Here is a 23,449-nt window from a genome sequence, read left to right as displayed (position 1 = left end):
TTTTGTAATTAGAATGATACGTTTAATCCCAGGGATACAATTTTCTGTAACGGGTAAGATATGGCACTACCTGTTACACCAGCTGTAATATTTTCTGGATCAAAGAATAGCATATCGTTAACTGTAAATAGGTTTTCTCCAGTAACATAAAGTCTAAAATTGGTTATACCGTGTTTGCTAGTTACATCTTTAGGAATTGTATATCCTAATTGTAAACTTTTTAATCTAGCATAAGCTCCATTTTGTATATAACGATCAACTACTTGACTATAATTTTTGTTATTTCTACCTGGGTTGGCAGAGTATGGTGCTGGGAAATAAGCATCTAAATTTGGACCTAATGGATTTGTGGTATCTTCAGGTCTAAAATAATCTAAGTGTTCTACCCAAACATTAGCATGAAATGCGCCTTGAGCAGGACCTCTAAACCTTTGGTGATTAGATACTACGACATCTCTTTTTCCAACACCTTGTATAAAAGCATTAAAGTCTAAATTTTTATATACAAAACCTAGATTTACGGCATATTGATAACGTGGTGTAGTATTACCTAGTACACTCCAATCTCCTGTATCTCCAACTTCCCATGCGCCTCTGTTTATAGATCCGTCTCCATCAAGATCTTTATATTTTGTATCACCAGCTGAATAAGCCCAAGCACTAACTGCACTTTGGTCTATAGGGTGATTCGCAGCTTCTTCATCTGTTAAAAACCAGCCATCCCATGTAAGACCGTAAATTGTACCTAAATCCTGTCCTGGGTAGTAGGTTTGAGTTAAAGACTGTGTTGCTGTTCCATCAGGAACTGGATAATCAACGATGCTTCTTTTATAGTCAGAAAGTACCGCTCTAATATTATAACTAAAATCTTTACCAATATTTTGTCTCCATTTAGCTTCTACTTCCCATCCTTGAACTCTTGAAATTCCTGCGTTTGCTACAGGAGCAGTTGTTCCTAACTGTGCAGGTAAATTAAGACCACCTGTAGCCATACCTTCGATATCTGTACGGTACCAAGAAAAACCTATATCCAGTTTGTTGTTAAATGCGCTAAGATCAAAACCAATATCGGTAGTTTTCACTTTTTCCCAAGTTAAGTTTTCACTACCTAAACCTGGCGTAAAAGCGTAAGTTTCACGTTGACCATCAAATAAATAGCTTGTTCCGCCTGTATTTAATTCTATATTAGATAAATATAAATAATTACTAACATTTTGATTTCCTAACGTACCATAAGACCCTCTTAATTTGAAGGTGCTAATAGCATCTATTGGCCAGAAATTCTCTTTAGCTACGTTATATCCAGCCGAATAACTTGGAAAACCAGCCCATCTATCCTCTGGAGCAAATCTAGAAGACCCATCTCTTCGGTAACTAAATTCAAATAAATATTTTTCTTTGTAATTATATCTAAATCTACTAAATACACTTTGCGTTGCCCAATGCGTAATGGCTTCACTTACAAGTTGATCATCATCTAAAGATGCATTTATAGAAACTACATTATTAGAAATTAAATAATCAGTCTGTGCACCTAAACTATGGAAATTATTCACCTCACTTTGGTACCCTACTGTAGCATTAAGATTATGACTCCCTATAGATTTATCATAAGTAGTAAAAATGTTTGGAGAAAAATATTCAGTTGTTGCGAAAGCTGGAGAATAAGATGTGTTTTGTTGTGCTACTCTATCAATAAACCCGTCAGGTCTTATTTCTTGAACTGATAAAATACTCTCTTCTTCATAGTTGTTACTTCTCTTATAATTAAGATTAACGTTTAATTTCAAGTCTTTAATAGGCTCAATAATAAATCTTGGTAATAACACAAGTTGATTTTGTTCTGTTTTAACACGTTGAGTATCCCAAAACGGAAAATATGAGTGTCCAAGCCATTCCTCTCCATAAATAGGATCTACTAAAGGAAAAGTTGGTTTTATTTTAGATAACAAGTCTAAAACTCCAGATAAGTCATTATCTGTCCCTCCTTGCGTTGGGTAATCGGAATAGCTTTTTAAAACTTTAGTTAACAACTCTACTTTTAACCATTTATTAACTTGTGAAGAAATTTTTGCATCAAGATTGTATCGTTGAAAAGATTCATTTCCTACTTTCAAAAGACCACCTTCGTCATAAGCCCCAGCAGAAAAATAATAGTTCATTTTTTGATCTCCTCCAGATATACTTAAGTTATGCTTAGTTCTTTCAGCCCAATCTTTATATAAAACTTCAGTCCAATCGGTAGCACCCGTAGCATCAATTCCAATACTGGTATAGTTCCAGTTTGTTCCCGCTGCATTAACACCTAATGATGGCGCACTACCAGGGTTTGCCATGTTAGCCAAGATATTAGCTAAATCTGTTTCATCATGATATGGGTTTTGACCATTATTTATCCGAGAATCATTAACTGTATAAGCAAAATCAATAGCGCTGGCTAATTCAGGTATTTTTGTTGGTTTCGTTAAAGCGTAGTTAGTACTGTAAGTTACTCTAATTTTCCCTTTCATATTACTACCGCTTTTTGTGGTAATTAATATGGCTCCACCTGCAGCTTGTGATCCATAAATTGATGCTGCCGCTGCGTCTTTAAGTACAGAAACAGTTTCGATACTTTCAGGGTCAATATCATTTAAATTCATTTCAATACCATCAACAAGTACTAATGGCGAAGATTCTTGAACATTACCACCGCTACCTGCACTAGTTAAAAAACCACGTATATTAATATTGGTATCGGCACCGGGTGCTCCACCTGCAGACGAGTTACTAATTTGTAAGCCTGGTACAGAACCTTGTAATGAACGAGCAACGTTTGCTGAAGGTCTGTTTTCAAAAGTTTCCGCACCAATTTGAGATACTGCTGCGGTTAAATTTACTTTTTTCTGAGTACCATACCCAACAACAACAACCTCATCAAGAGCAGCAATATCTTCTTCCAAAGTTATTTTTAAAACCTTTTGATTAGTTACTGTAACTTCTTGAGTTTTAAATCCAACAAATGAAAACACTAACACAGCATTTTCTTTAGACGGTGTTATAGCGAAGCCTCCATCAAAATCTGATTGCGCTCCGTTTCCTGTTCCTTTCTCCCTAATATTAACACCTGGCACAGGTTGCCCATTAACATCGGTAATTGTTCCTGTTATTTGTTGCTGCAAATAACTACGCGTTACTTTTAAATCTGCACTCGTGTTTGGCGCCAAACCAAAACTTGCAGAAACACACGAAAAAGCCAAAACACTCAAGAAAAAACCTAAGTGCCTTTTTTTTCGATAGAAAGCGAAATTGTGTAATTTAATTTTCATAGAAATGTGAGTTAATTAATAGTTAAAAAATTTTGTGGTTAGTAGTAGCTTTTCATCTTTAAACATCTTCTAAAAAAAACAAACGAAAGCAAAAAAATTCTTAAAGGAATTTGGTTTTGTAGCGTTTATTTTCATAAAACAATGTTAAAAACATAATAAACCTATATATTCTAAACGTAATGAAGATAAGAATTTCGACAAACAACACCTGACATTCGACAAATAAGTATTAAAATCATGTTATTTTTTTATTAACTTAAAAAGAGAACTTTTGTATAGACAAAAATAAATTTGTTAATATTTGGTATCGGGGTGCAGAAAACTTTAATATTCAACCTGTTTAAACCAAATAAAAAACCTCCAACGATTTTAAATCATTGGAGGTTTTATTATGAATAAATACTCTGAATTTTACCAACCTGGATTTTGTACTAAATTAGGGTTAGCATCTAAAGAAGTTTGTCTAATAGGTAATAAATAATAGTAATCGTTCCAAACTCTTGCGAATTCTGTATCACTATTATTTGCTTTATACTTCTCACCATATAAGTCTCCAGGCTCGGTAGTACTAACCGGGATACCATATACTTGACCTATTACTTGGTCTCCCAATTTATAACGCCAAATATCCCACCAGCGTTGTTGCCCTTCACCAGCAAACTCATAACGTCTTTCTAGTAATATAGCATCAATCATATTATTTCCTGTAGTACCTCTAGTTACTGTAGGCAAACCTATATCTGCATATTTAGGCATTCCTACACGCTCTCTAACCATATCTAAATAAATTAAAGCATTTCCATCATCACCTTGTCCAGCAAAAGCTTCAGCATACATTAATAAAACTTCAGAATAACGTATTAATTTTAAATCGACATGTCCTGCATCTAATCCGTCTAAATCATAATCAATATATTTTCTAAATGCATAACCAGTACCTACAGAAGTAGTTCCAATGTTGTCATTGTTTCCAGCAAACCCGCTAATATTCGGATTTGGTTGGTACTCGTAAAAATCATCTTTATCTCCATTTTTTGGTAATAAATCTCCAGGTAAAACAGCAGTAACTGCAAGTCTAGGGTCTCTATTAATATATGGATTCGTTGGATCGTATTCTGGATCGTCTTTTGGAAATAAACCATTTATAGTTTGTACTTCCTCTATGAAATCTGATGAAAAACCAGCTCTACCTTGGTTGCTATTTGTTTGTTCGGTACCTCTCCAAGATCCTTTCAAAGCAAGTCGTCTTGCTAAGGCATGTGTTCTAAGGTCTTCTATATATATATTTGTTAAAATGGTTTCGGTGTTACTATCTCCAGTACTGTAAAATAAACTTTTAAACCCATCAATACCGCTAGCTAAACTGTATTGACCATCTGCAATTATTTCGGCACAAGCCTCTTCTGCTCCTGCATACAATGTAGAGGTATTAGAGTGCCAACCTACAGCTTTTAAGTAAGCTCTGGCTTTTATAGCTAAAACCGCACCTTTAGTAATACGCCCATAATCTTCAGCTCCATAGGTTAAAGGAAGCATATCTGTTATTTCGGTTAATTCAGAGATAACAAAATTAAAGACATCTTCTCGAGGATCTCTTGCAGGATCATCAGAAGAACTAATAGTACTTGTTAATAAAGGTACATCGCCATAAGCAAAAACCATTTGTTCGTAAAGCATAGCTCTAAAAAATCTTGCTTCTGCTTCATGTTGATCTCTTTTACTTTCATCGTTGTAAGAAGCACCTGGCAATTTTTCTAGAAAATAATTGATATCAGCAATACGAGAATATAAATAAAAATCATCTAAAAAATCATTAGTTGCTGTCCAAAGAAAATCTGATCCATAACGGCCTTCACCATTTATGTTTCTATGCACGGCTTCGTCTGTCCAAAAATAAGGCACCAAATTACCTGTTATATCTGCACCAGGTAAAGAAAAATATAGTGCATTTAAGGCACTCTCCATATCTGCTTGATCTTGATATAATGCATCTGCAGTATACTCATCACCATCTATAACTTCTAAAAAGTCTTCACTACATGACCATATAACGGTCATTAGAAATAATGTAGGAATTAATATATTAAATTTCTTCATTTTTATTTTTTTTATAGTGTTATATTTAATCCTAGAGAAGTAGTAAGTGGTAATGGGTAACTAAAGTTTCCGGTAGTTACTTCAGGATCCCATCCGTATTCATATACTGGGCTATTTGTCCATATTACACCAAGATTTTCCATTGAAAGGTTAATATTTATAGATTTAAGCTGTTTTATATTTAATGCCTTTTTTAAGTTATACCCAATAGTTATATTCTGTAGTTTTATAAATTCATTATTTTTTATAAAATCAGAGACTGTTGAAGTATAGTTTTGATTTCCAGCTCCAACAGGTACAGGTAATAATGCATCGGTATTATCTAGACTCCAATAATCTAAATGATATGCGTAAGAGTTTGAAGCTAATAAAGGCTCGTGAGACAAGGCATTGTTAAAGTATTGATTTCTATCAAAAGCACCATAAAAACGAGCCGATACAGAAAGATCTTTATAACTAAAACCTAAGTTGAATCCAACACGATAGTTTGTTGCTGTGTTATTATCAATAATAACTCTATCATCAATGTTTATTTCTCCATCGCCAGTATCGAAAACGCCATCGCCATCAGAATCAATTGTAAGTTGATCTGTATATTTAAATCCACCTACGTAAGCACCTCCAACATCGGTTTGATCTGCATGAGAAGCAATTTCTTCTTCACTTGAAAAGTACCCATCTGTAACATACCCATGGCGGTCACTTATACTTTGTCCAACAGCTACTAATTCAGAATCAAAACCAGCTAAGTCTGTAATTTCATTATCATAGTAGGACAGATTTCCACCTACCCAGTATGTGAAATTTTCACCTATATTGTTTTCATGTTTTAAATCTAATTCCCATCCCCAACTTTTAACATCATATAAGTTGGCAGTAACATCTCCAAAACCAAATTCGTCTGAAGTATTACTATCAGTATCGATAATATCTTCTCTATTATTAATAAAATAGTCTCCATTAACTTGAAGTTTTCCTTTAAATAAAGATAAATCTAAACCAAAGTTAAGAATTTTAGCAGTTTCCCATTTTAAGTCAGGGTTAGCATAAGCACCAAGTGCATATCCTGAATTAGTTACACTTCCTATAGGGTAGCCTCCAGCAGCAGAGTAACTTACTAATTGTGTTGTTAAACCTTCAACACCATTGTCATCTCCAGTGATACCGTAAGAGGTTCTAACTTTAAGCTTATCAACCCAATTTGCTTTATACATAAAAGGTTCTGCTTTTACATTCCAAGCTACAGCTACAGAAGGGAAAAAACCATATTTGTTATTTTCTGCAAAATAAGAACTACCATCATAGCGGAATGAACCTTCTATAATATAACGGTTTTTATAGTCATAATTTAATCTACCAAAATAGGATAATGTTGCATTATTTTCTATGAACGAGTAATTACCTAACTCTTCACCGCTTACTGTGTTATTTTCTTCTCCAAGAATTAAATCAACAGGCGTATCTAGAGCAAACCCTTTTCTTGAAGCACCAAAACCTTCACCTTCATATTCTTTAGATTGAAAACCTAATAGTACTTTAAAGTTATGAGTGTTGTTAATATTAAAATCGTAATTTAAGCGTGTTAGCGCAGTTACTGTATAACTAGTAGTTGTTGCTAATGTAAATGTTCTAGCATCAGATTCTGCAGGATTAATAGATCTATTTGTAGATTCTGTATTGGTATAAGAATCGGTATCTTGAAAATCTAGATTAATATACTCGAAAGAGTTGTTAAAAATCCTTTGGTTGGTATGATTTTTTAAAACAGATATACTTTGTTCTAATGAAAGGCCTTTTAAAGGTTTTATTTTAGCATAAGCTTGAATATTAAGGTTGTCTCTCGATGTTTTATTATAGCTTCCAGCTTGCGCAGCTGCTATTGGGTTTATTGCACCACTATCATTATTTACATAATAGCCATCTACAGATTTAACTGGGTAGAATGGAGATCCTATTAGATTTGTTCCAGATGTAATCTCTGTTTGGTTAATTACTCTATTGGTTATTAATGTGTTTGTCCCAACCTCTAACCAATCTGTTATGTCAGCATCTATTTTCAATCTTAAGTTTAAACGTTTAAAATTGTCTTCCCCTATTGCTAAACCATCTTGTTCAAGATATCCTGTATTCATTAGGACCCCAATATTTTCACTACCCCCTTTTATTGTTAAATTATGAGACTGTTGAGCTGCAGAACTAAGGTATAATTCATCCGCCCATTGGGTATCTGGATAAAAACCACTTTCTGCCAATGCAACAACTTCATCGCTAAAAGATCCAGAATCTGCAACATTAGAAAATTTCACATATTCTTCAGCAGTCATTAATTCTGCAAATTTAGGAGTGCTCTGTATGGATTGACTTACGTTATAAGTTACAGATATGTTTTCACTTTTCTTAGTTTTTTTAGTTGTTATTAATAACACACCATTAGCCCCTCGTGCTCCATAAATAGCTACAGCGGCAGCATCTTTAAGAATTGTTGCCGTTTCAATTTCTTGCGGATTTATATCTTCTAAAGTCCCTTCAAAATTATCGATAATAACTAGGGCGGCTGTAGAGTTTAAAGAACTTGCTCCTCGAATTGAAAAACTTTGGTTAGTACCTGGCGCACCACCAGCAGAGTTAGAACTATTTAAACCAGGTAAAGCACCAACTAAAGCAGATGATAAATTGGTAACAGGACGTACATCTGTTCCTAATTCCTCAGATGTTACTTGGGCTACCGATGTTGCTACTTTACTACTGTTTTGAGTACCAAAACCAACAACAACAACTTCATCCAGTTGTGCAATATCTTCAGCCAAAACAACTGTAATATCTGTTTGGCTACCAATAGGAACTTCCTTTGTAACAAAACCAACAAATGAAAACACCAAAACGGCATTCTCGTTTGATGGACTAATAAAAAAGCCACCATCAAAATCAGATTGAACTCCGTTTGTTGTACCTTTTTCAACAATATTAACACCCGGAATAGGTTGCCCGTTAACGTCTGTAATAAGTCCTTTTACTTGTTGTTGTAAATAGTTTGTAGTTTTTTTAGATTCTACACTCTTAATAGGTTCCAAACCGTAACTGGCAGAAACGCACGAAAAAACCAATACGCTCAAGAAAAAACTTAAGTGCTCTTTTTTTCGATAGAAAGCGAAATTTTTTAATTTAATTTTCATAGAAATTCGAATTAATTAACAATATTTTTTTTTAGATATTCTTAATTTTATTTTCAAGCAAAAATATTAATCAACACTCAATATTGTTTAAACAATATTGAATACTTTTAATATTAATACTTTTCAAATTTACATTAAGAATGTAATAAATTTATAAGTTCTTTAAGGCTAACAGGTAACTATTTCGACCAATGACCTCTAGCTCTCGACAAATAATCAAAACACAACCTAAAAGCCCATTATCACTAGGATAATCCTTAACACAAAACGTGTTTCTTATCTTACAAAAAGTAGCATTTACCTCCAAATACCCACCTAAGCACACCATAAATTCTTGCTCTTAAAACCTACAAATACAACCTAGTACGCTATCATATACCTGATTACTGAATAATATTCCTTTAGGCTTTTATGAAACCTAAAAGACGTGAGACGAAAACGACTTTTATCTATAACCCTAAGTTATTGGTCGAAATTTCAACTCATAAAACATAAATAAGTATATTTTTATAACATACTTACATGTGTAGATAAAATCAGTTTGTTTTTTACACCGCTAAAAAGTAAACTATTAACAACACTAACTTCTAACATCAACCAAAACATGAGTACCCCTTTTAGAAAGATAAAAAGCACATTAACCCCATACTTATTATGTTTCTTACTAGCGCTTACATCATGCGATAAAAAAGAACTTAAAGTAGGAGAAACTGCAATTATCCCGTTACCAGCAGAATTAATAGAAGGCGACGGTCATTTCATTATTAACGAGAAAACAACCGTATCGGTTAATAACGAAGAGCAAAAAACCATTGCAACCAATTTTTTCAAAAAATTTGAAACCGCATCCGGATGGATCCCAGAAATAAGTATAAATAATAAGCAGGCGGATATTGTTTTTTACACTGAAAAATCTCTCAACCCTGAAGCTTACGAATTAGTCGTAAATACGGGTGGCATACATATAAAATCGGCCTCAGGGGCCGGTTTTTTCTATGCTATGGAAACCATTGGTCAATTACTCCCAACAACATTTTATTCCAAAGAAAAACAAACAAATACCATTTGGGGAATTCCAGCTGTTACTATTAAAGACGAACCGGCTTTTAAATGGCGTGGTTATATGCTCGATATTTCTCGTCATTTTTTCACAAAAGAAGAAGTAAAAGATGCTATCGATTTTATGGCAGAGGTAAAACTAAACCGTTTCCACTGGCATTTATCAGACGATAATGGATGGCGCATAGAAATTAAAAAATACCCAAAATTAACCGAAGTTGGCGCTTGGCGTGTAAACCAAAATGATAAAGATGAAAACACCTCTAATTGGTGGGGACGCCCAACACAGCAACCTGGCGAAAAAGCAACTTACGGCGGTTTTTACACGCAAGACGATATTAAAGAAATTGTAGCGTATGCCAAAGAACGCTATGTAGAAATAATTCCAGAAATAGATATGCCTGGGCATTCGTTAGCGGCTATTGCTTCGTACCCCGAAATATCTTGTTCCGAAGGTCCTTTTTACGTGGGAACAGGTGGCGTAGTTAAAAATAACACTTATTGCCCTGGCAAAGAAGTTACTTTTGAGTTTGTTGAAAATGTTTTAGGTGAAGTTATGGATTTATTCCCATTCGATTATATGCATATTGGTGGCGATGAGTGTAATAAAGAAGCATGGGAAGTCGATCCAGATTGCCAACTCCGCATGAAAGAAGAAAATCTTGCCGACACACACGAGCTACAAAGTTATTTTGTTAAACGTGTAGAAAAAATAGTAAATGCTCATGGGAAAAATATGATTGGCTGGGACGAAATTCTAGAAGGTGGTTTAGCGCCAAACGCAACAGTTATGTCTTGGCGTGGAGAAAAAGGAGGCATTGCAGCAGCCAGACAAGGTCACGATGTAATTATGACGCCTTCACGATACTGCTATTTCGATTTAAAACAAGGTGACGACGATTTAGAGCCCAACCTTGGCTACTCCTACTCTTTTTTAAAAGATACCTACAACTATAAAATAATTTCCGATAGTTTAACTACCGAGCAAGGCAAACATGTATTAGGCCTTCAAGGTAATTTATGGACAGAGTCGCTTAGAAATTGGAGCCAAATTACATACATGACATTTCCGCGTTTATACGCTGTAGCGGAAAACGGTTGGACCAGTCAATCCGATAAAAACTGGGATGATTTTACAAACCGTTTACTCAACCAATTTAAACGTTTGGATCAAAAAGGAAAGCGTTATGCAACAAGTGCTTATAATGCGAGAATATACCATACCGGACAAAAAGATGGCAGTATAGAAATTGCTCTTAAAACCGAAGTTAACGGCATGGATATTTACTACACATTAGATGGTACAGAACCTTCACTAGCCTCTACAAAATATGAGAATCCTTTTACTATCCAAAACACAACTACTTTAAAAGCAACCACGTTTTACAAAGAGGAACAAATAGGCAATATTTCAGAAAAAACCTTCCCTATACATAAAGCTGTTGGAGCAAAAGTTATTTATAATGCACCAAAAATTACCGATGCACAAGAAACAAACAAATTAATAGATTTAAACTTCGGAAAATTAAACCGTGGTGATCGTAATTGGCTAAACATAAGAGGTGATTTAGATGTCGATTTAATCTTCGAAGAACTTACAGATATTGAATCTCTAGAAGTTACAAGTCTTAGGTTTACCAACTCTAGTGTTTATGTTCCTGAATATATCGAGATTTACGGTTCTAAAGACGGTAAAAACTTCACCAAACTTGGCGAAATTAAACAACTAGAAGCCAGCCATACGCAAGGTAGAAACAAAGTAAAATCTACCATAGCATTCGAAAAAACACAAGTGAAATCTATAAAAGTAAAAGCTAAAAGCGTTAACCCGATTCCAGAAGGCCACCGCAGAGCTGGTAATGCTTCGCTAATTCTAATCGACGAACTTATTGTTTTTTAAACATTTAAATCTAACAACACACTCATAATGAAAAACACTCTACTAATTGCGCTGTGCATCATCGTTTCAGCCTGCTCAAACAAGTATGCTAAGGTTATTAATACCGAAGCCGATTACCAAATTATCCCAAAACCTACATCTTTAAAAATTTCAGAAGGCCGCTTTTTGCTCGATGAAAACACAGCGATTACAGCAGAAACCAAATTAGAAAATGAAGGACAATACCTTTCTGAAATGCTAAGTACGGTTTCAAATAAAAGCATTCCTTTTTCAAAAGAAACTCAAGGAAACATTCTATTAAAACTAGATGAAACCATAGAAAACAACGAAGGCTACACGCTTTCCGTAAGCTACAATCAAATTACAATTACCGGAAAAACCAGCACAGGTGTATTTTATGGTATTCAAACCTTAAGTCAATTAATTCCTTTACCTGCAGCCGCTGGCAGTCCTCAACCGGAGATTTCAATTCCTGCAACTACCATAACCGATAGCCCTAAATTTGTTTATAGAGGCATGCATTTAGATGTTGCTCGTCATTTTTTCCCGGTTTCATTTGTTAAAAAATACATCGACATATTGGCCATGCACAAAATGAACACTTTTCATTGGCATTTAACCGAAGATCAAGGATGGCGTATAGAAATTAAAAAATATCCAAAACTTACATCTATTGGTAGCATTAGAAAAGAAACTATTGTTGGTCATGGTAACACATGGAACAAACCCGAGGTAGAATACGATGGTAAACCTTACGGTGGTTTTTACACCCAAGAAGATATTAAAGAGGTTGTCGCTTACGCGGAAACAAGACACATTACCATAATTCCGGAAATTGAATTACCAGGACACTCTCTTGCTGCCATTACGGCTTACCCAGAACTTGGAAACACAGGCGAACAGTATGAAGTTGGTAAAAGATGGGGCGTATTTCCAGAAATATATGCACCAAGCGAAGAAACTTTTAAATTTTTAGAAGATGTTTTAACTGAAGTTATTGCACTTTTCCCTAGTAAATTAATCCATATTGGAGGCGATGAAGCTCCAAAGAAACAATGGGAAACAAGCAAATTAGCTCAAGACATTATTAAAAGAGAAGGTTTAAAAGACGAACATGAATTACAGAGTTATTTTATTAGACGTATTGAAAAATTCTTAAACTCTAAAGGAAGAAATATTATTGGTTGGGATGAAATTCTTGAAGGTGGTTTAGCACCAAACGCAACCGTAATGTCTTGGCGTGGTGAAAAAGGAGGTATTCAAGCTGCTAAAATGCATCATAATGTAGTGATGACGCCTACACACTTTTGTTACTTCGATTTCTACCAAACAAAAGATAGAACTAACGAACCTCTTGCTATTGGCGGAAACACTTCCGTAGAACAAGTTTACAGTTACAACCCGTTACCAAAAGAATTAACCAAGGAAGAGCAAAAATACATTTTAGGTGCACAAGCCAATGTATGGACCGAATATATCAAAACACCAGAACAGGTTGAATATATGGTTTTACCAAGGCTTACAGCTCTATCTGAAGTGGTATGGTCTAGCTACGAAACTAAAGATTGGAACGATTTTCAGACGCGTCTAATTCATCTAACAAAAAGGTATGAGGCACTTGGTTTTAATTATGCAAAGCACAGTTTAGAGATTAAAACCGAAAAATAAGCGCTTAACAAAAAAACACGTCACTCAACTGATTTTTTTGTCTATAACCAGAAGTTACTGGTCGAAATTTTAAGGCATTGAAACAATAAAAAGATAGTTTTGGGTTACTAAGGACAAATTACACGTAATATGCAAACAGAACCAATTAAATACAGAGAAGCCGGTAAATTTGAAGAAACACGTTTTGAGAAAATACATAATGTTATTTTCGAATCTTCGCAAGATGCTTCAATTATCGTTGCTCAAGAAATAGCTACTTTAATTAAAGAAAAAAGCGCAGCAAACAAACCTTGTGTTTTAGGTCTTGCAACTGGATCTTCGCCTATAAAAGTTTACGAAGAACTTGTAAGAATGCACAAAGAAGACGGGTTAAGCTTTGCTAACGTGATATCTTTTAATTTGGATGAATATTATCCAATGGATAAAAACAACATCCAAAGTTACTATTACTTCATGCACGAGCATTTGTTTAATCATGTGGATATTCTTCCTGAAAATGTTAACGTACCAAACGGTACAGTAAGCCCAGAAGATTTACATCAATATTGCATTGATTACGAAAATAAAATTACAGAACTTGGAGGTTTAGATTTCCAATTACTAGGTATAGGTAGAACGGGTCATGTTGGTTTCAACGAACCAGGATCGCACTTTAACTCTAGAACTAGAAGCATTATTTTAGACCACATTACAAGAGCCGATGCGGCACCTTCATTCTTAGGTATCGATAATGTACCTAGAAAAGCAATAACAATGGGTGTTGGTACCGTAAGAAGTGCTAAACGTATTGTTTTATTAGGTTGGGGTTTAAATAAAGCCAGTATTTTAAAAGAAACCATTGAAGGTGAAATTACAGGGCATGTTCCTGCAACATACTTACAAGAGCATGATAATACTACATTTGTTTTAGATCAAGGTGCAGCAGCAGAACTTACTCGTGTTAAAACACCATGGTTAGTTGCTTCTTGCAAATGGACCGAAGAGTTAGAACTTAGAGCTGTAGTTTGGTTAAGCCAATTAACAGGGAAACCTTTCTTGAAATTAACCGACAAAGATTATAACGATAACGGCATGTCAGATTTGTTAGTCGAAGAAGGTTCTGCATACGATTTAAACATTAAAATGTTTAATAAAATGCAAAAAACCATTACTGGTTGGCCAGGTGGAAAACCAAATGCAGACGACTCTAATCGCCCAGAAAGAGCAAATCCAGAAAGAAAACGTGTTATTATTTTTAGTCCACATCCAGATGATGATGTCATCTCTATGGGAGGTACTTTCGATAGATTAGTACAACAAGGACACGATGTGCATATTGCATATCAAACCTCTGGAAACATTGCTGTTTCTGATGAAGAAGCTTTAAAATTTGCTGAAATAGCAAAAACATTTAACACAGATGCTAAAGAACCTCAAGCTATTATAGATTACCTAAACGATAAAACTGGTAACGAAATAGACTCTCTTGAAGTAAGAAAATTAAAAGCACTTATTAGAAGAAGTGAATCTCTTGGAGCTACACGCTACTTTGGATTAGATGATGACCACGTTCACTTTTTAGACCTTCCGTTTTACGAAACAGGAACTATTAAAAAGAATAATTTAGGTCAAGATGATATCGGTATTGTTTGTGAATTAATAGATACTATTAAACCTCACCAAATATATGCCGCTGGCGATTTAGCCGATCCGCATGGTACTCACAAAGTTTGTTTAGATGCTATTTTTATTGCCTTAAAAGCTTTAAAAGGTAATAGCTATATGAACGATTGCTGGGTTTGGTTATACCGTGGTGCATGGCACGAATGGGAATCTTACGAAATTGAAATGGCTGTACCAATGAGTCCAGACCAAGTTTTAAGAAAAAGACACGCTATATTTTATCACCAATCACAAAAGGATGGTGTTATGTTTCAAGGAGACGATAACAGAGAATTTTGGGTAAGAGTTGAGGATAGAAATAGACTAACAGCAAAAAAATACAATGATTTAGGCTTAGCTGATTATGCAGCAATTGAAGCCTTTAAACGTTATCATTTTTAGGATTTATTAATAGCAAATAAAACCAACCAAGGTCTTATATAGAGGAGTTCAATATTTTTTGTTTAACTTCTTCAATATAAGACCTTCCTATTACATATCTAAGTCCTTCTATTTCCACACTATTACCTTCTACAGCATCAATTTTATCAATAGCTACAGTGTAAGACCTATGGATTCTTATAAAGTCGTTAGATGGCAATAAATTTGTAAAATCCGATAATGTACTGTGGATAATATATTTCCCCGTAAGGGTATTTATTTTTAGATAATCTTTCAAAGATTCTACGGTTAAAATTTCATCTAAAAATATTTTTTTCATTTTCTTCTTATCAATTTTAACAAAGATATATGGTCTATCTTTAGAGGTGTCTACTATTACTTTGTTATTCTCTAACCTTCTATTCACCTTATTTAAAGCCTTCATAAACCTAGGAAACTCTATAGGTTTAATGAGGTAATCTAGAACATCTAGTTCGTAGGTTTCTACAGCAAACTCATCATAAGCACTTGTAATGATTAAAAGTGGCGGATTCTCTAAACTCTTAATAAAATTTAAACCATCGAGCACAGGCATGTTAATATCCAAAAATATAACATCTACCGTGTTACTCTTTAAAAAATTTAACCCATCGATAGCATTACTAAACGTACTAATAAGTTCAAAATCTTCTATTTGCTCCAAATAGTTTTTAATAACATTAATAGCAAGAGGTTCGTCGTCTATTATTAAGCATTTTACCTTCATGAGTTTGTATTCGTTTTAAGAGACTTTTATTTTAAGCTTAACAACAAACATGTCATCATCACTTTTAATATCTAATTTATAATCATTTTTTTGATAGCCTAATGCTAATCGTTTCTTCACATTTTCTAAACCAATCCCACTAGATTCAGAAAACGTTTCCTGATACTCTGTAATTACAGGCATAGGATTTGAAATCGTAAAATACAGAAAATCTTCTTTAATAGATAAATCAATTTCAATTTTAACTTCTCCTATATTTTTGTGTACACCATGTTTAAACGCATTTTCAATAAAAGAAAGCAATATTATAGGTGCAATTTCCTTATCGGAAATATCTCCAGAAATAGACATATCTATCTCTAATTGATCATTATGCCTTACGCGTTCTAGGTCTAAATAATTTTGAATACAAAGAATTTCGGCTTCTAAAGATTGGCGTTTATTTTTTGTTTCATAAAGCAGATATCTCATCAATTCTGCCAATTTTAAAATGATTTTTGGTGTTTTTTTCGATTTCTCTACAGATAACGAGTAAATATTATTTAAAGTATTGAAGAAAAAATGTGGAGAAATTTGAGTTTTTAAAAACAACAATTCGGTTTCTAATTGTGTTTTTTCAAGATCTGCAACTCGTTTATGTTCTTCTAAAAAATCTAAAGTAATTTTAATGGCGGTAACAAACGTAACCACATAAAGCTCTCCAAACATCATATCTATAGTATAATTTAACGATAGATTTGTAATGGTTGCAGGACCTTCTGGCCATACATTTTGATTCACCATAAAGAAGGTTAAATTGAACTTTACAACCACCATAATAAAAATGGCAGATAGCATAAGCACAATATAAGATACATACCTTTTCTTAAAAGCAAGCTTAGGCATAAGCACATAAATATTAAGATAACACAATATCATGTGTATCGGAAAACCAAGCGTATTTGTTTTTAAAGAGTACCAATAAGGGAATTCTAAAACGCCTTCAAAAGAAACATCGTCAAAGTAACTACCCCAACGTAAAGTGTTTAGAGTAAAGTATCCTAACCAAAAAAGAATATGATGTTTTAAGGATACTTTATAGAGGTGATTTGATATAAAATCCACGAGAGTAAAATAAAATTAGAGGTATTTTTTGATGTTTACCTGAGTTAATGCGTTATCCGTCTAAATAACTTTTAATATTCGCTAAATTTATGAAAATTTAAATAATTAAACCGCTTAAATCGTTTTATGAAAAACTTTACTCTACTTTTTCTCGCTACCTTTTTAATCATTAGTTGTAACAAAAGTATCGAAAAAAAACAAGCTAAAAATGATTCTATAACCAAACATGTAAACCCTTTCATAGGTACAGGTGGTCATGGTCATACTTACCCTGGTGCAACAGTACCTTTCGGAATGTTACAAGTAAGTCCGGTAAACGGAAAAAGCAGTTGGGACTGGTGTTCTGGTTATCATTACTCCGATTCTATTGCTGTTGGTTTTAGTCATTTAAGTTTAAGTGGAACAGGCATTGGCGATCTAGCCGATGTTTTATTTATGCCAGTAAATAAAGCTGTAGACATCACTAACACACCAAAATCACGCGATTCCCTAAGTTATAAATCGACTTACAGCCATAACAACGAAAAAGCTACTCCGGGTTATTATCAAGTTTTTCTTGAAGACCATGATATTAATGTAGAATTAACAACATCGTTACGTACAGCGTACCACAAATACACCTTTAAACCTGCCGATACACAAACTGTAGTGGTAAACTTAGGTTTTGGGATTAATTGGGATAAAGCCACGGAAACCTCTATAAAAATTGAAGACGAATATACCATAAGCGGTTACCGTTACAGTACAGGTTGGGCTAGAAACCAAAAAGTATTTTTTGTTGCTAAGTTCTCTAAACCTATTACAAAACAAACTTTAGTTTCAGATAAAGAAACCATAGAGAATAATGTTGCCACAGGAATACAAACCGCAACACAACTGTTCTTTAAAGCAGATAACAACAATGAATTACTTGCTAAAGTAGCCTTATCATCGGTAAGTATAGATAATGCAAAAGATAATTTAGAAGCCGATGGTTTTAATTTTGAAACCGTTAAAAAACAGGCAGAATCTACTTGGGAAACTGCACTTTCTAAAATAAAAGTAGAGACTGAAATAGATTCTTTAAAAACTATTTTCTACACCGCAATGTATCATGCACAATTAGCGCCTGTTACTTTTAGCGATAAAAATGGTCAATTTAGAAAAGAGAACGACAGCATAGTTACTGCTACAAATTACACCGCATACTCTACCCTATCACTTTGGGATACCTTTAGAGCAGAACATCCTTTGCTTACTCTAATTGCACCAGATAAAGTTTCGGATATTACTAATACCATGTTAGCGTATTATGAAACTAAAAAGATTCTCCCTGTTTGGACACTTTACGGTAATGAAACCAACACCATGACGGGCTACCACTCTATTCCCGTAATTGTTGAAGCTTACTTAAAAGGTATTCGAGGTTTTGATGCTGAAAAAGCATACGAAGCCATGAAAACAACCATGATGCAAGATGAACGTGGTTTAAAATTTTATAAAGAATTTGGATACATTCCTTATAATTTATTAGATGAATCGGTTACTATAACACTTGAATATGCTTATGATGATTGGTGCGTGGCACAAATGGCTAAAGCTTTAGGAAAAACAGAAGATTACAATTATTTCTCAGAACGCTCAGAAGCTTACAAATTTTTATTTGATAATGAATCGGGCTTTATGAGAGGGAAATCTGAAAATGGAAAATCTTGGAACACACCTTTCGACCCTAAATACTCTAACCACAGAGAACATACCGATTATACCGAAGGTAACGCTTGGCAACACAGTTGGTTTGTACCACACAACGTAGAAAACTTTATCGAACTACACGGCAGCAACGATATATTCACCGACCGCTTAGAACAATTATTTACCGAAAGTTCTGAAATTACAGGAAGCAACACATCTGCTGATATTTCTGGTTTAATTGGGCAATATGCTCATGGAAACGAACCGAGTCATCATATTGCTTACATGTTTAATCACGCCGATAAACCTTGGCGTACACAATATTGGTCGCGCTATATTTTAGACACACAATACAACACCACACCTAACGGATTAAGTGGTAATGAAGATTGTGGACAAATGAGTGCTTGGTACGCTTTAAGTTCTATTGGCTTATACCCAATGAATCCAGCATCTACCGAATACGAAATTGGAAGTCCTATTTTTGATAAAGCGTCCATTAATATTTCAGAAGATAAAAGTTTTACTATTGAAGCAGAAAACGTTTCAGTAGAAAATATTTACATACAATCTGCCACACTAAATGGCACCCCTTTTAATCAATCCTTTATTTCTCATAAAACCCTTTTAGAAGGTGGAACACTTCATTTCACAATGGGAAATACACCAAACAAATCGTGGGGAATTAACACAAACAACGCAAAATAATGCATAGTATAGATGTAATAATAATTGTACTCTATATCCTATTAACCCTCGGTGTTGGTATTTGGATATCTAAACGTGCATCAAAAGGTTTAGACTCTTATTTTTTAGGAGGAAAAAGTATAAAATGGTACTACCTAGGGCTTAGTAATGGCTCCGGAATGTTCGATGTTTCGGGTACCGCCTGGATGGTTGGTTTACTCTTTTTATATGGTGCCAAAAGTTTCATGTTTATGTGGATGTGGCCGATATGGAATCAAATTTTCATCATGGTTTTCCTTGCCGTTTGGATTAGACGTTCAAACATAATGACAGGTTCAGAATGGATACTAACACGTTTTGGCGATGATAGAGCTGGCCGAGCTTCACACTTAATTGTGGCTATATTTGCTATTGTAGCTTCCGTAGGTTTTATTGCTTACTTTTTTGAAGGCGTTGGTAAATTTATGTCGGTTATTTTACCTTGGGATATTCCTTTTATTTTAAACGATGCTGTGCTATTAACTTCAAGTCAGAGTTATGCATTAATCATTATATTTTTAACCACTATTTACACCATTAAAGGCGGTATGTTTTCGGTAGTTGCTACTGAAGTTTTACAATACGGCATCATGGTTTTATCGGGTGTGTTAATTGCTATTTATGCTTTCATTTCGGTATCCGATGTGGAAATAAACAATATCATTTCTACAGAATGGAGTACTATTTTCTTCGGAAATTCTATTGAAGGCTCTTGGACAGGCGAACTCACCGCATTTAACAATTTAGTAGATACACAAGGTTACAAAATGTTTGGTGCTTTTATTGGCATGTGCTTGTTTAAAGGCTTTTTTGCGAGTATCGCAGGCCCAACGCCAAGTTATGATATGCAACGTATTCTATCGACTCGCTCGGTAAAAGAAGCCGCTTACATGAGTGGATTTACAAACCTTATTTTATTTATTCCTCGCTATTTACTTATTGCAGGTATTGTTGTTTTAGCTTTAGTATACTTAGCGCCATCTTTGGCAGCTTCACCCACATTAAGCTTAGACGATTTAGAAATTATATTACCTACCGTAATTAATAACCACGTTCCTGTTGGAATTAAAGGTTTATTACTTGCTGGGCTTTTAGCTGCGTTTATGTCAACTTTTTCAGCCTTTGTAAATTCAGGGCCTGCTTATGTTGTTAACGATATTTACAAAAAATACGTAAAACCAGAAGCCGAACCATCACATTATATAAAAGCCAGTCATATCACCTCTTTTGCTATTGTTATTCTTGGTGTTACTATGGGCTTTTTCGCCGAATCTATTAACGCAATAACCTTATGGATTACTAGTGCGCTTTATGGCGGTTACGTAGCATCGAATTTCTTAAAATGGATTTGGTGGCGTTTTAATGGTTGGGGCTACTTTTGGGGTATGACTTCTGGCTTAATTATTGCGACCATTCAGTTTTTATTAGACATGAATAAATCGAATTTCGAAGTCGGTTCTTGGCTATACCATTGTGCACATATTGATGTTATTTACATATTTCCAATTATATTCGCCGTGTCATTATTGGGGTCTTTTTTAGGCACCTATTTAACAGCGCCAACCAATATGGAAACCTTAAAAGCGTTCTACAACAACGTTCGCCCGTGGGGTTGGTGGCATCCGGTTTATAAAGCATTAAAAATAGACGAACCTGAGGTGACTAAAAATACAGATTTTAAAGCCGATATGTTAAATTGTCTAGTAGGTATTATATGGCAATCGAGTATGGTTTTACTACCAATTTATTTTATGATTAGAGATTACCCTAAAAGTTTAATAGCATTGCTTATTTTTATAATCACATCGGTTATTTTAAAATTTACATGGTTAGATAAAGTCCGTCAAATTCCTGACACCGAAGATTTACCTAACGAATAACAATTAACTCAAAAGTTGAAAAGAATGAAACAAATCCCTTGGCAAGAAAAACCTAGTCATTGTAATGATGTTATGTGGCGTTATAGCGAAAACCCTATTATAGATAGGTATGCCATTCCATCGTCTAATAGTATTTTTAATAGTGCCGTTGTGCCTTTTGAAGATGGTTTTGCTGGTGTTTTCCGTTGTGATAACAAAGCAGTACAAATGAATATTTTTGCTGGTTTCAGTAAAGACGGCATCAATTGGGATATCGAACACGAGCCTATTAAAATGCAGGCTGGAAATACAGAAATGATAGATTCTGATTATAAATACGACCCGCGTGTTGTTTTTATTGAAGATCGTTATTGGATTACTTGGTGTAATGGTTATAATGGCCCAACCATCGGTATTGGATATACTTTCGATTTTAAAGAGTTTTTTCAATGTGAAAACGCATTTTTACCATTCAACAGAAATGGTGTTTTGTTTCCGAAGAAAATAAACGGGAAATTTGCGATGTTAAGCAGACCAAGTGATAATGGCCACACGCCTTTTGGTGATATTTATATTAGTTACAGTCCAGATATGAAGTATTGGGGCGAACACCGCTGCGTTATGAAAGCCACAAACTTTGAAGATAGCGCATGGCAATGTACCAAAATTGGTGCTGGTCCAATCCCTATTTTAACTGATGAAGGTTGGCTTATGCTTTACCACGGTGTTATAAACACCTGTAACGGCTTTAGATATGCTATGGGTTCTGCGCTTTTAGAAGAAGACGCTCCCGATCAAGTTAAATACAGAACACAACCTTATTTATTAGGTCCTGCCGAAATTTACGAACAAGTGGGCGATGTACCAAATGTAGTTTTCCCATGCGCGGCACTACACGATACAGAAGAAGATAAATTGGCCGTATATTATGGCGCTGCCGATACAGTAGTCGCTTTAGCTTTTGGAAAATTAAGCGAAGTGGTAGAATTTACAAAAAACAATAGTTTATAAAGCGATACAGATGAAGTTGAAGGTCACATTTTTATGGTTATTAAGTTGTAGCATTTCGGCTTTAAGTTGTGCTCAAGAAGAAACAACCATTATTCCCGAAACGTATACCGCTTATAAAGCTTCAGAAGCTATAACTATTGATGGTGAATTTAACGAAGATGCTTGGAGCAAAGTCGCTTGGACCAACCCATTTATAGATATTGAAGGCAAAAAACAACCTAAGTATAAAACAGAAGTTAAAATGCTTTGGGATGACACTTATTTTTATGTTTTAGCCAAAATGGACGAGCCACATGTTTGGGGAGATATCACGAAGCGCGATGCCATTATTTTTCATAATAATGACTTTGAAATTTTTGTAGATCCAACCGGAGATACTCATAATTACTACGAGCTTGAGATAAACGCACTAAACACCGCTTGGGATTTATTTGTAAGCAAACCTTACCGAAACAGCAATGTAGTATTGAACGATTGGAATATAACCGGTTTAAAATCGGCTGTAAAAGTTAACGGCACCATCAATACCCCAAACGATATCGATAAAGGTTGGGTTCTAGAAATTGCTATTCCTTGGGCGGCTTATAAAACTGGTTACTTTCATAAAAATGTACCTACCGATCAATTTTGGCGTGTCAATTTTTCTAGAGTCAATTGGGATCATCAAATTACCAATGGCAAATACGAAAGAAAAAAAGACGCTAACGGCAAATTGTTGCACGAATACAACTGGGTCTGGTCGCCAATGGGTGTTATAAATATGCACGAACCCGAAAAATGGGCTTATGTTTTATTTTCTTCGGAAGCACCAAAAACAGCAAATACTTTTACCATTCCTCAAGATGATAAACTAAAATGGGAATTGTATGAACTGTATCGCGTACAAACCGCACATTTTAAAAAAAATCAAACCTATTTTACTTCAATAGAAGAATTAACGACTTCAGAAATAAAAATAGACGAAAAATTAATAACACCAACTCTGGAAATGCACAGTACCGGATGGAATATTTCAGTTAAAAGTCCGTTCACCAATAAGGTACTCACCGTTACAGAAGATGGAAAATTTATATCAAAATAAT

At 34.5% G+C, this 23,449-nt stretch carries 12 protein-coding genes; 7 read left to right on the top strand and 5 right to left on the bottom strand.

Features of this window, described 5'->3' with window-relative positions; genetic code table 11:
• Nucleotides 1–8: 8 nt before the first annotated feature.
• The 3 genes from GQR98_RS13240 to GQR98_RS13230 form a co-directional block, all read right to left on the bottom strand.
• Nucleotides 9–3,308, bottom strand: coding sequence for a SusC/RagA family TonB-linked outer membrane protein (locus GQR98_RS13240; RefSeq protein WP_159019909.1), 3,300 nt, complete (start codon nucleotides 3,306–3,308; stop codon nucleotides 9–11).
• Between the two features lie 411 nt (nucleotides 3,309–3,719).
• Nucleotides 3,720–5,405 (bottom strand): RagB/SusD family nutrient uptake outer membrane protein, encoded by a 1,686-nt coding sequence (locus GQR98_RS13235; RefSeq protein ID WP_159019908.1) that lies wholly within the window; start codon nucleotides 5,403–5,405, stop codon nucleotides 3,720–3,722.
• 11 nt (nucleotides 5,406–5,416) lie between these two features.
• A complete protein-coding gene (locus tag GQR98_RS13230; RefSeq protein WP_159019907.1) occupies nucleotides 5,417–8,578 on the bottom strand; it encodes a SusC/RagA family TonB-linked outer membrane protein in 3,162 nt (1,053 codons plus the stop codon).
• 604 nt (nucleotides 8,579–9,182) lie between these two features.
• Between GQR98_RS13230 and GQR98_RS13225 the strand changes: the two genes are divergently transcribed.
• From GQR98_RS13225 to nagB, 3 genes are all read left to right on the top strand, one after another.
• Nucleotides 9,183–11,537, top strand: a complete 2,355-nt coding sequence (locus tag GQR98_RS13225) for a beta-N-acetylhexosaminidase (RefSeq protein ID WP_159019906.1) — start codon at nucleotides 9,183–9,185, stop codon at nucleotides 11,535–11,537.
• A gap of 27 nt (nucleotides 11,538–11,564) precedes the next feature.
• A complete protein-coding gene (locus tag GQR98_RS13220; RefSeq protein WP_159019905.1) occupies nucleotides 11,565–13,205 on the top strand; it encodes a beta-N-acetylhexosaminidase in 1,641 nt (546 codons plus the stop codon).
• Between the two features lie 129 nt (nucleotides 13,206–13,334).
• Nucleotides 13,335–15,248 (top strand): glucosamine-6-phosphate deaminase, encoded by a 1,914-nt coding sequence (nagB, locus tag GQR98_RS13215; protein WP_199270204.1) that lies wholly within the window; start codon nucleotides 13,335–13,337, stop codon nucleotides 15,246–15,248.
• 34 nt (nucleotides 15,249–15,282) lie between these two features.
• Here nagB and GQR98_RS13210 read toward each other — a convergent pair whose 3' ends face one another.
• Complete coding sequence (locus tag GQR98_RS13210; RefSeq protein ID WP_159019904.1) at nucleotides 15,283–15,993, bottom strand: LytR/AlgR family response regulator transcription factor; 711 nt, start codon at nucleotides 15,991–15,993, stop codon at nucleotides 15,283–15,285.
• 15 nt (nucleotides 15,994–16,008) lie between these two features.
• Entirely contained in the window at nucleotides 16,009–17,097 is a 1,089-nt protein-coding gene (locus GQR98_RS13205) for a sensor histidine kinase (RefSeq protein WP_159019903.1), read from the bottom strand.
• Between the two features lie 126 nt (nucleotides 17,098–17,223).
• Between GQR98_RS13205 and GQR98_RS13200 the strand changes: the two genes are divergently transcribed.
• Genes GQR98_RS13200 through GQR98_RS13185 form a run of 4 tightly spaced genes read left to right on the top strand, consistent with a single transcriptional unit; the run spans nucleotide 17,224 to nucleotide 23,448 of the window.
• Nucleotides 17,224–19,479, top strand: a complete 2,256-nt coding sequence (locus GQR98_RS13200) for a GH92 family glycosyl hydrolase (RefSeq protein WP_159019902.1) — start codon at nucleotides 17,224–17,226, stop codon at nucleotides 19,477–19,479.
• Nucleotides 19,479–21,377, top strand: coding sequence for a sodium:solute symporter family protein (locus tag GQR98_RS13195; RefSeq protein WP_159019901.1), 1,899 nt, complete (start codon nucleotides 19,479–19,481; stop codon nucleotides 21,375–21,377). The genes GQR98_RS13200 and GQR98_RS13195 overlap by 1 nt, the downstream gene beginning before the upstream one ends.
• A gap of 24 nt (nucleotides 21,378–21,401) precedes the next feature.
• Nucleotides 21,402–22,367, top strand: coding sequence for a glycoside hydrolase family 130 protein (locus GQR98_RS13190; protein WP_042506104.1), 966 nt, complete (start codon nucleotides 21,402–21,404; stop codon nucleotides 22,365–22,367).
• Between the two features lie 10 nt (nucleotides 22,368–22,377).
• Nucleotides 22,378–23,448, top strand: coding sequence for a carbohydrate-binding family 9-like protein (locus GQR98_RS13185; protein ID WP_159019900.1), 1,071 nt, complete (start codon nucleotides 22,378–22,380; stop codon nucleotides 23,446–23,448).
• Nucleotide 23,449: the final 1 nt, after the last annotated feature.

Source organism: Algibacter sp. L3A6, assembly GCF_009796825.1.
Taxonomy (GTDB): Bacteria; Bacteroidota; Bacteroidia; order Flavobacteriales; family Flavobacteriaceae; genus Algibacter.
This window is presented reverse-complemented; position numbering and strand designations above follow the sequence as displayed.

Coding starts and splice junctions, on each gene's coding strand:
- GQR98_RS13240 (WP_159019909.1), bottom strand. CDS start 3,308: ATGAAAATTAAATTACACAATTTCGCTTTCTATCGAAAAAAAAGGCAC.
- GQR98_RS13235 (WP_159019908.1), bottom strand. CDS start 5,405: ATGAAGAAATTTAATATATTAATTCCTACATTATTTCTAATGACCGTT.
- GQR98_RS13230 (WP_159019907.1), bottom strand. CDS start 8,578: ATGAAAATTAAATTAAAAAATTTCGCTTTCTATCGAAAAAAAGAGCAC.
- GQR98_RS13225 (WP_159019906.1), top strand. CDS start 9,183: ATGAGTACCCCTTTTAGAAAGATAAAAAGCACATTAACCCCATACTTA.
- GQR98_RS13220 (WP_159019905.1), top strand. CDS start 11,565: ATGAAAAACACTCTACTAATTGCGCTGTGCATCATCGTTTCAGCCTGC.
- nagB (WP_199270204.1), top strand. CDS start 13,335: ATGCAAACAGAACCAATTAAATACAGAGAAGCCGGTAAATTTGAAGAA.
- GQR98_RS13210 (WP_159019904.1), bottom strand. CDS start 15,993: ATGAAGGTAAAATGCTTAATAATAGACGACGAACCTCTTGCTATTAAT.
- GQR98_RS13200 (WP_159019902.1), top strand. CDS start 17,224: ATGAAAAACTTTACTCTACTTTTTCTCGCTACCTTTTTAATCATTAGT.
- GQR98_RS13195 (WP_159019901.1), top strand. CDS start 19,479: ATGCATAGTATAGATGTAATAATAATTGTACTCTATATCCTATTAACC.
- GQR98_RS13190 (WP_042506104.1), top strand. CDS start 21,402: ATGAAACAAATCCCTTGGCAAGAAAAACCTAGTCATTGTAATGATGTT.
- GQR98_RS13185 (WP_159019900.1), top strand. CDS start 22,378: ATGAAGTTGAAGGTCACATTTTTATGGTTATTAAGTTGTAGCATTTCG.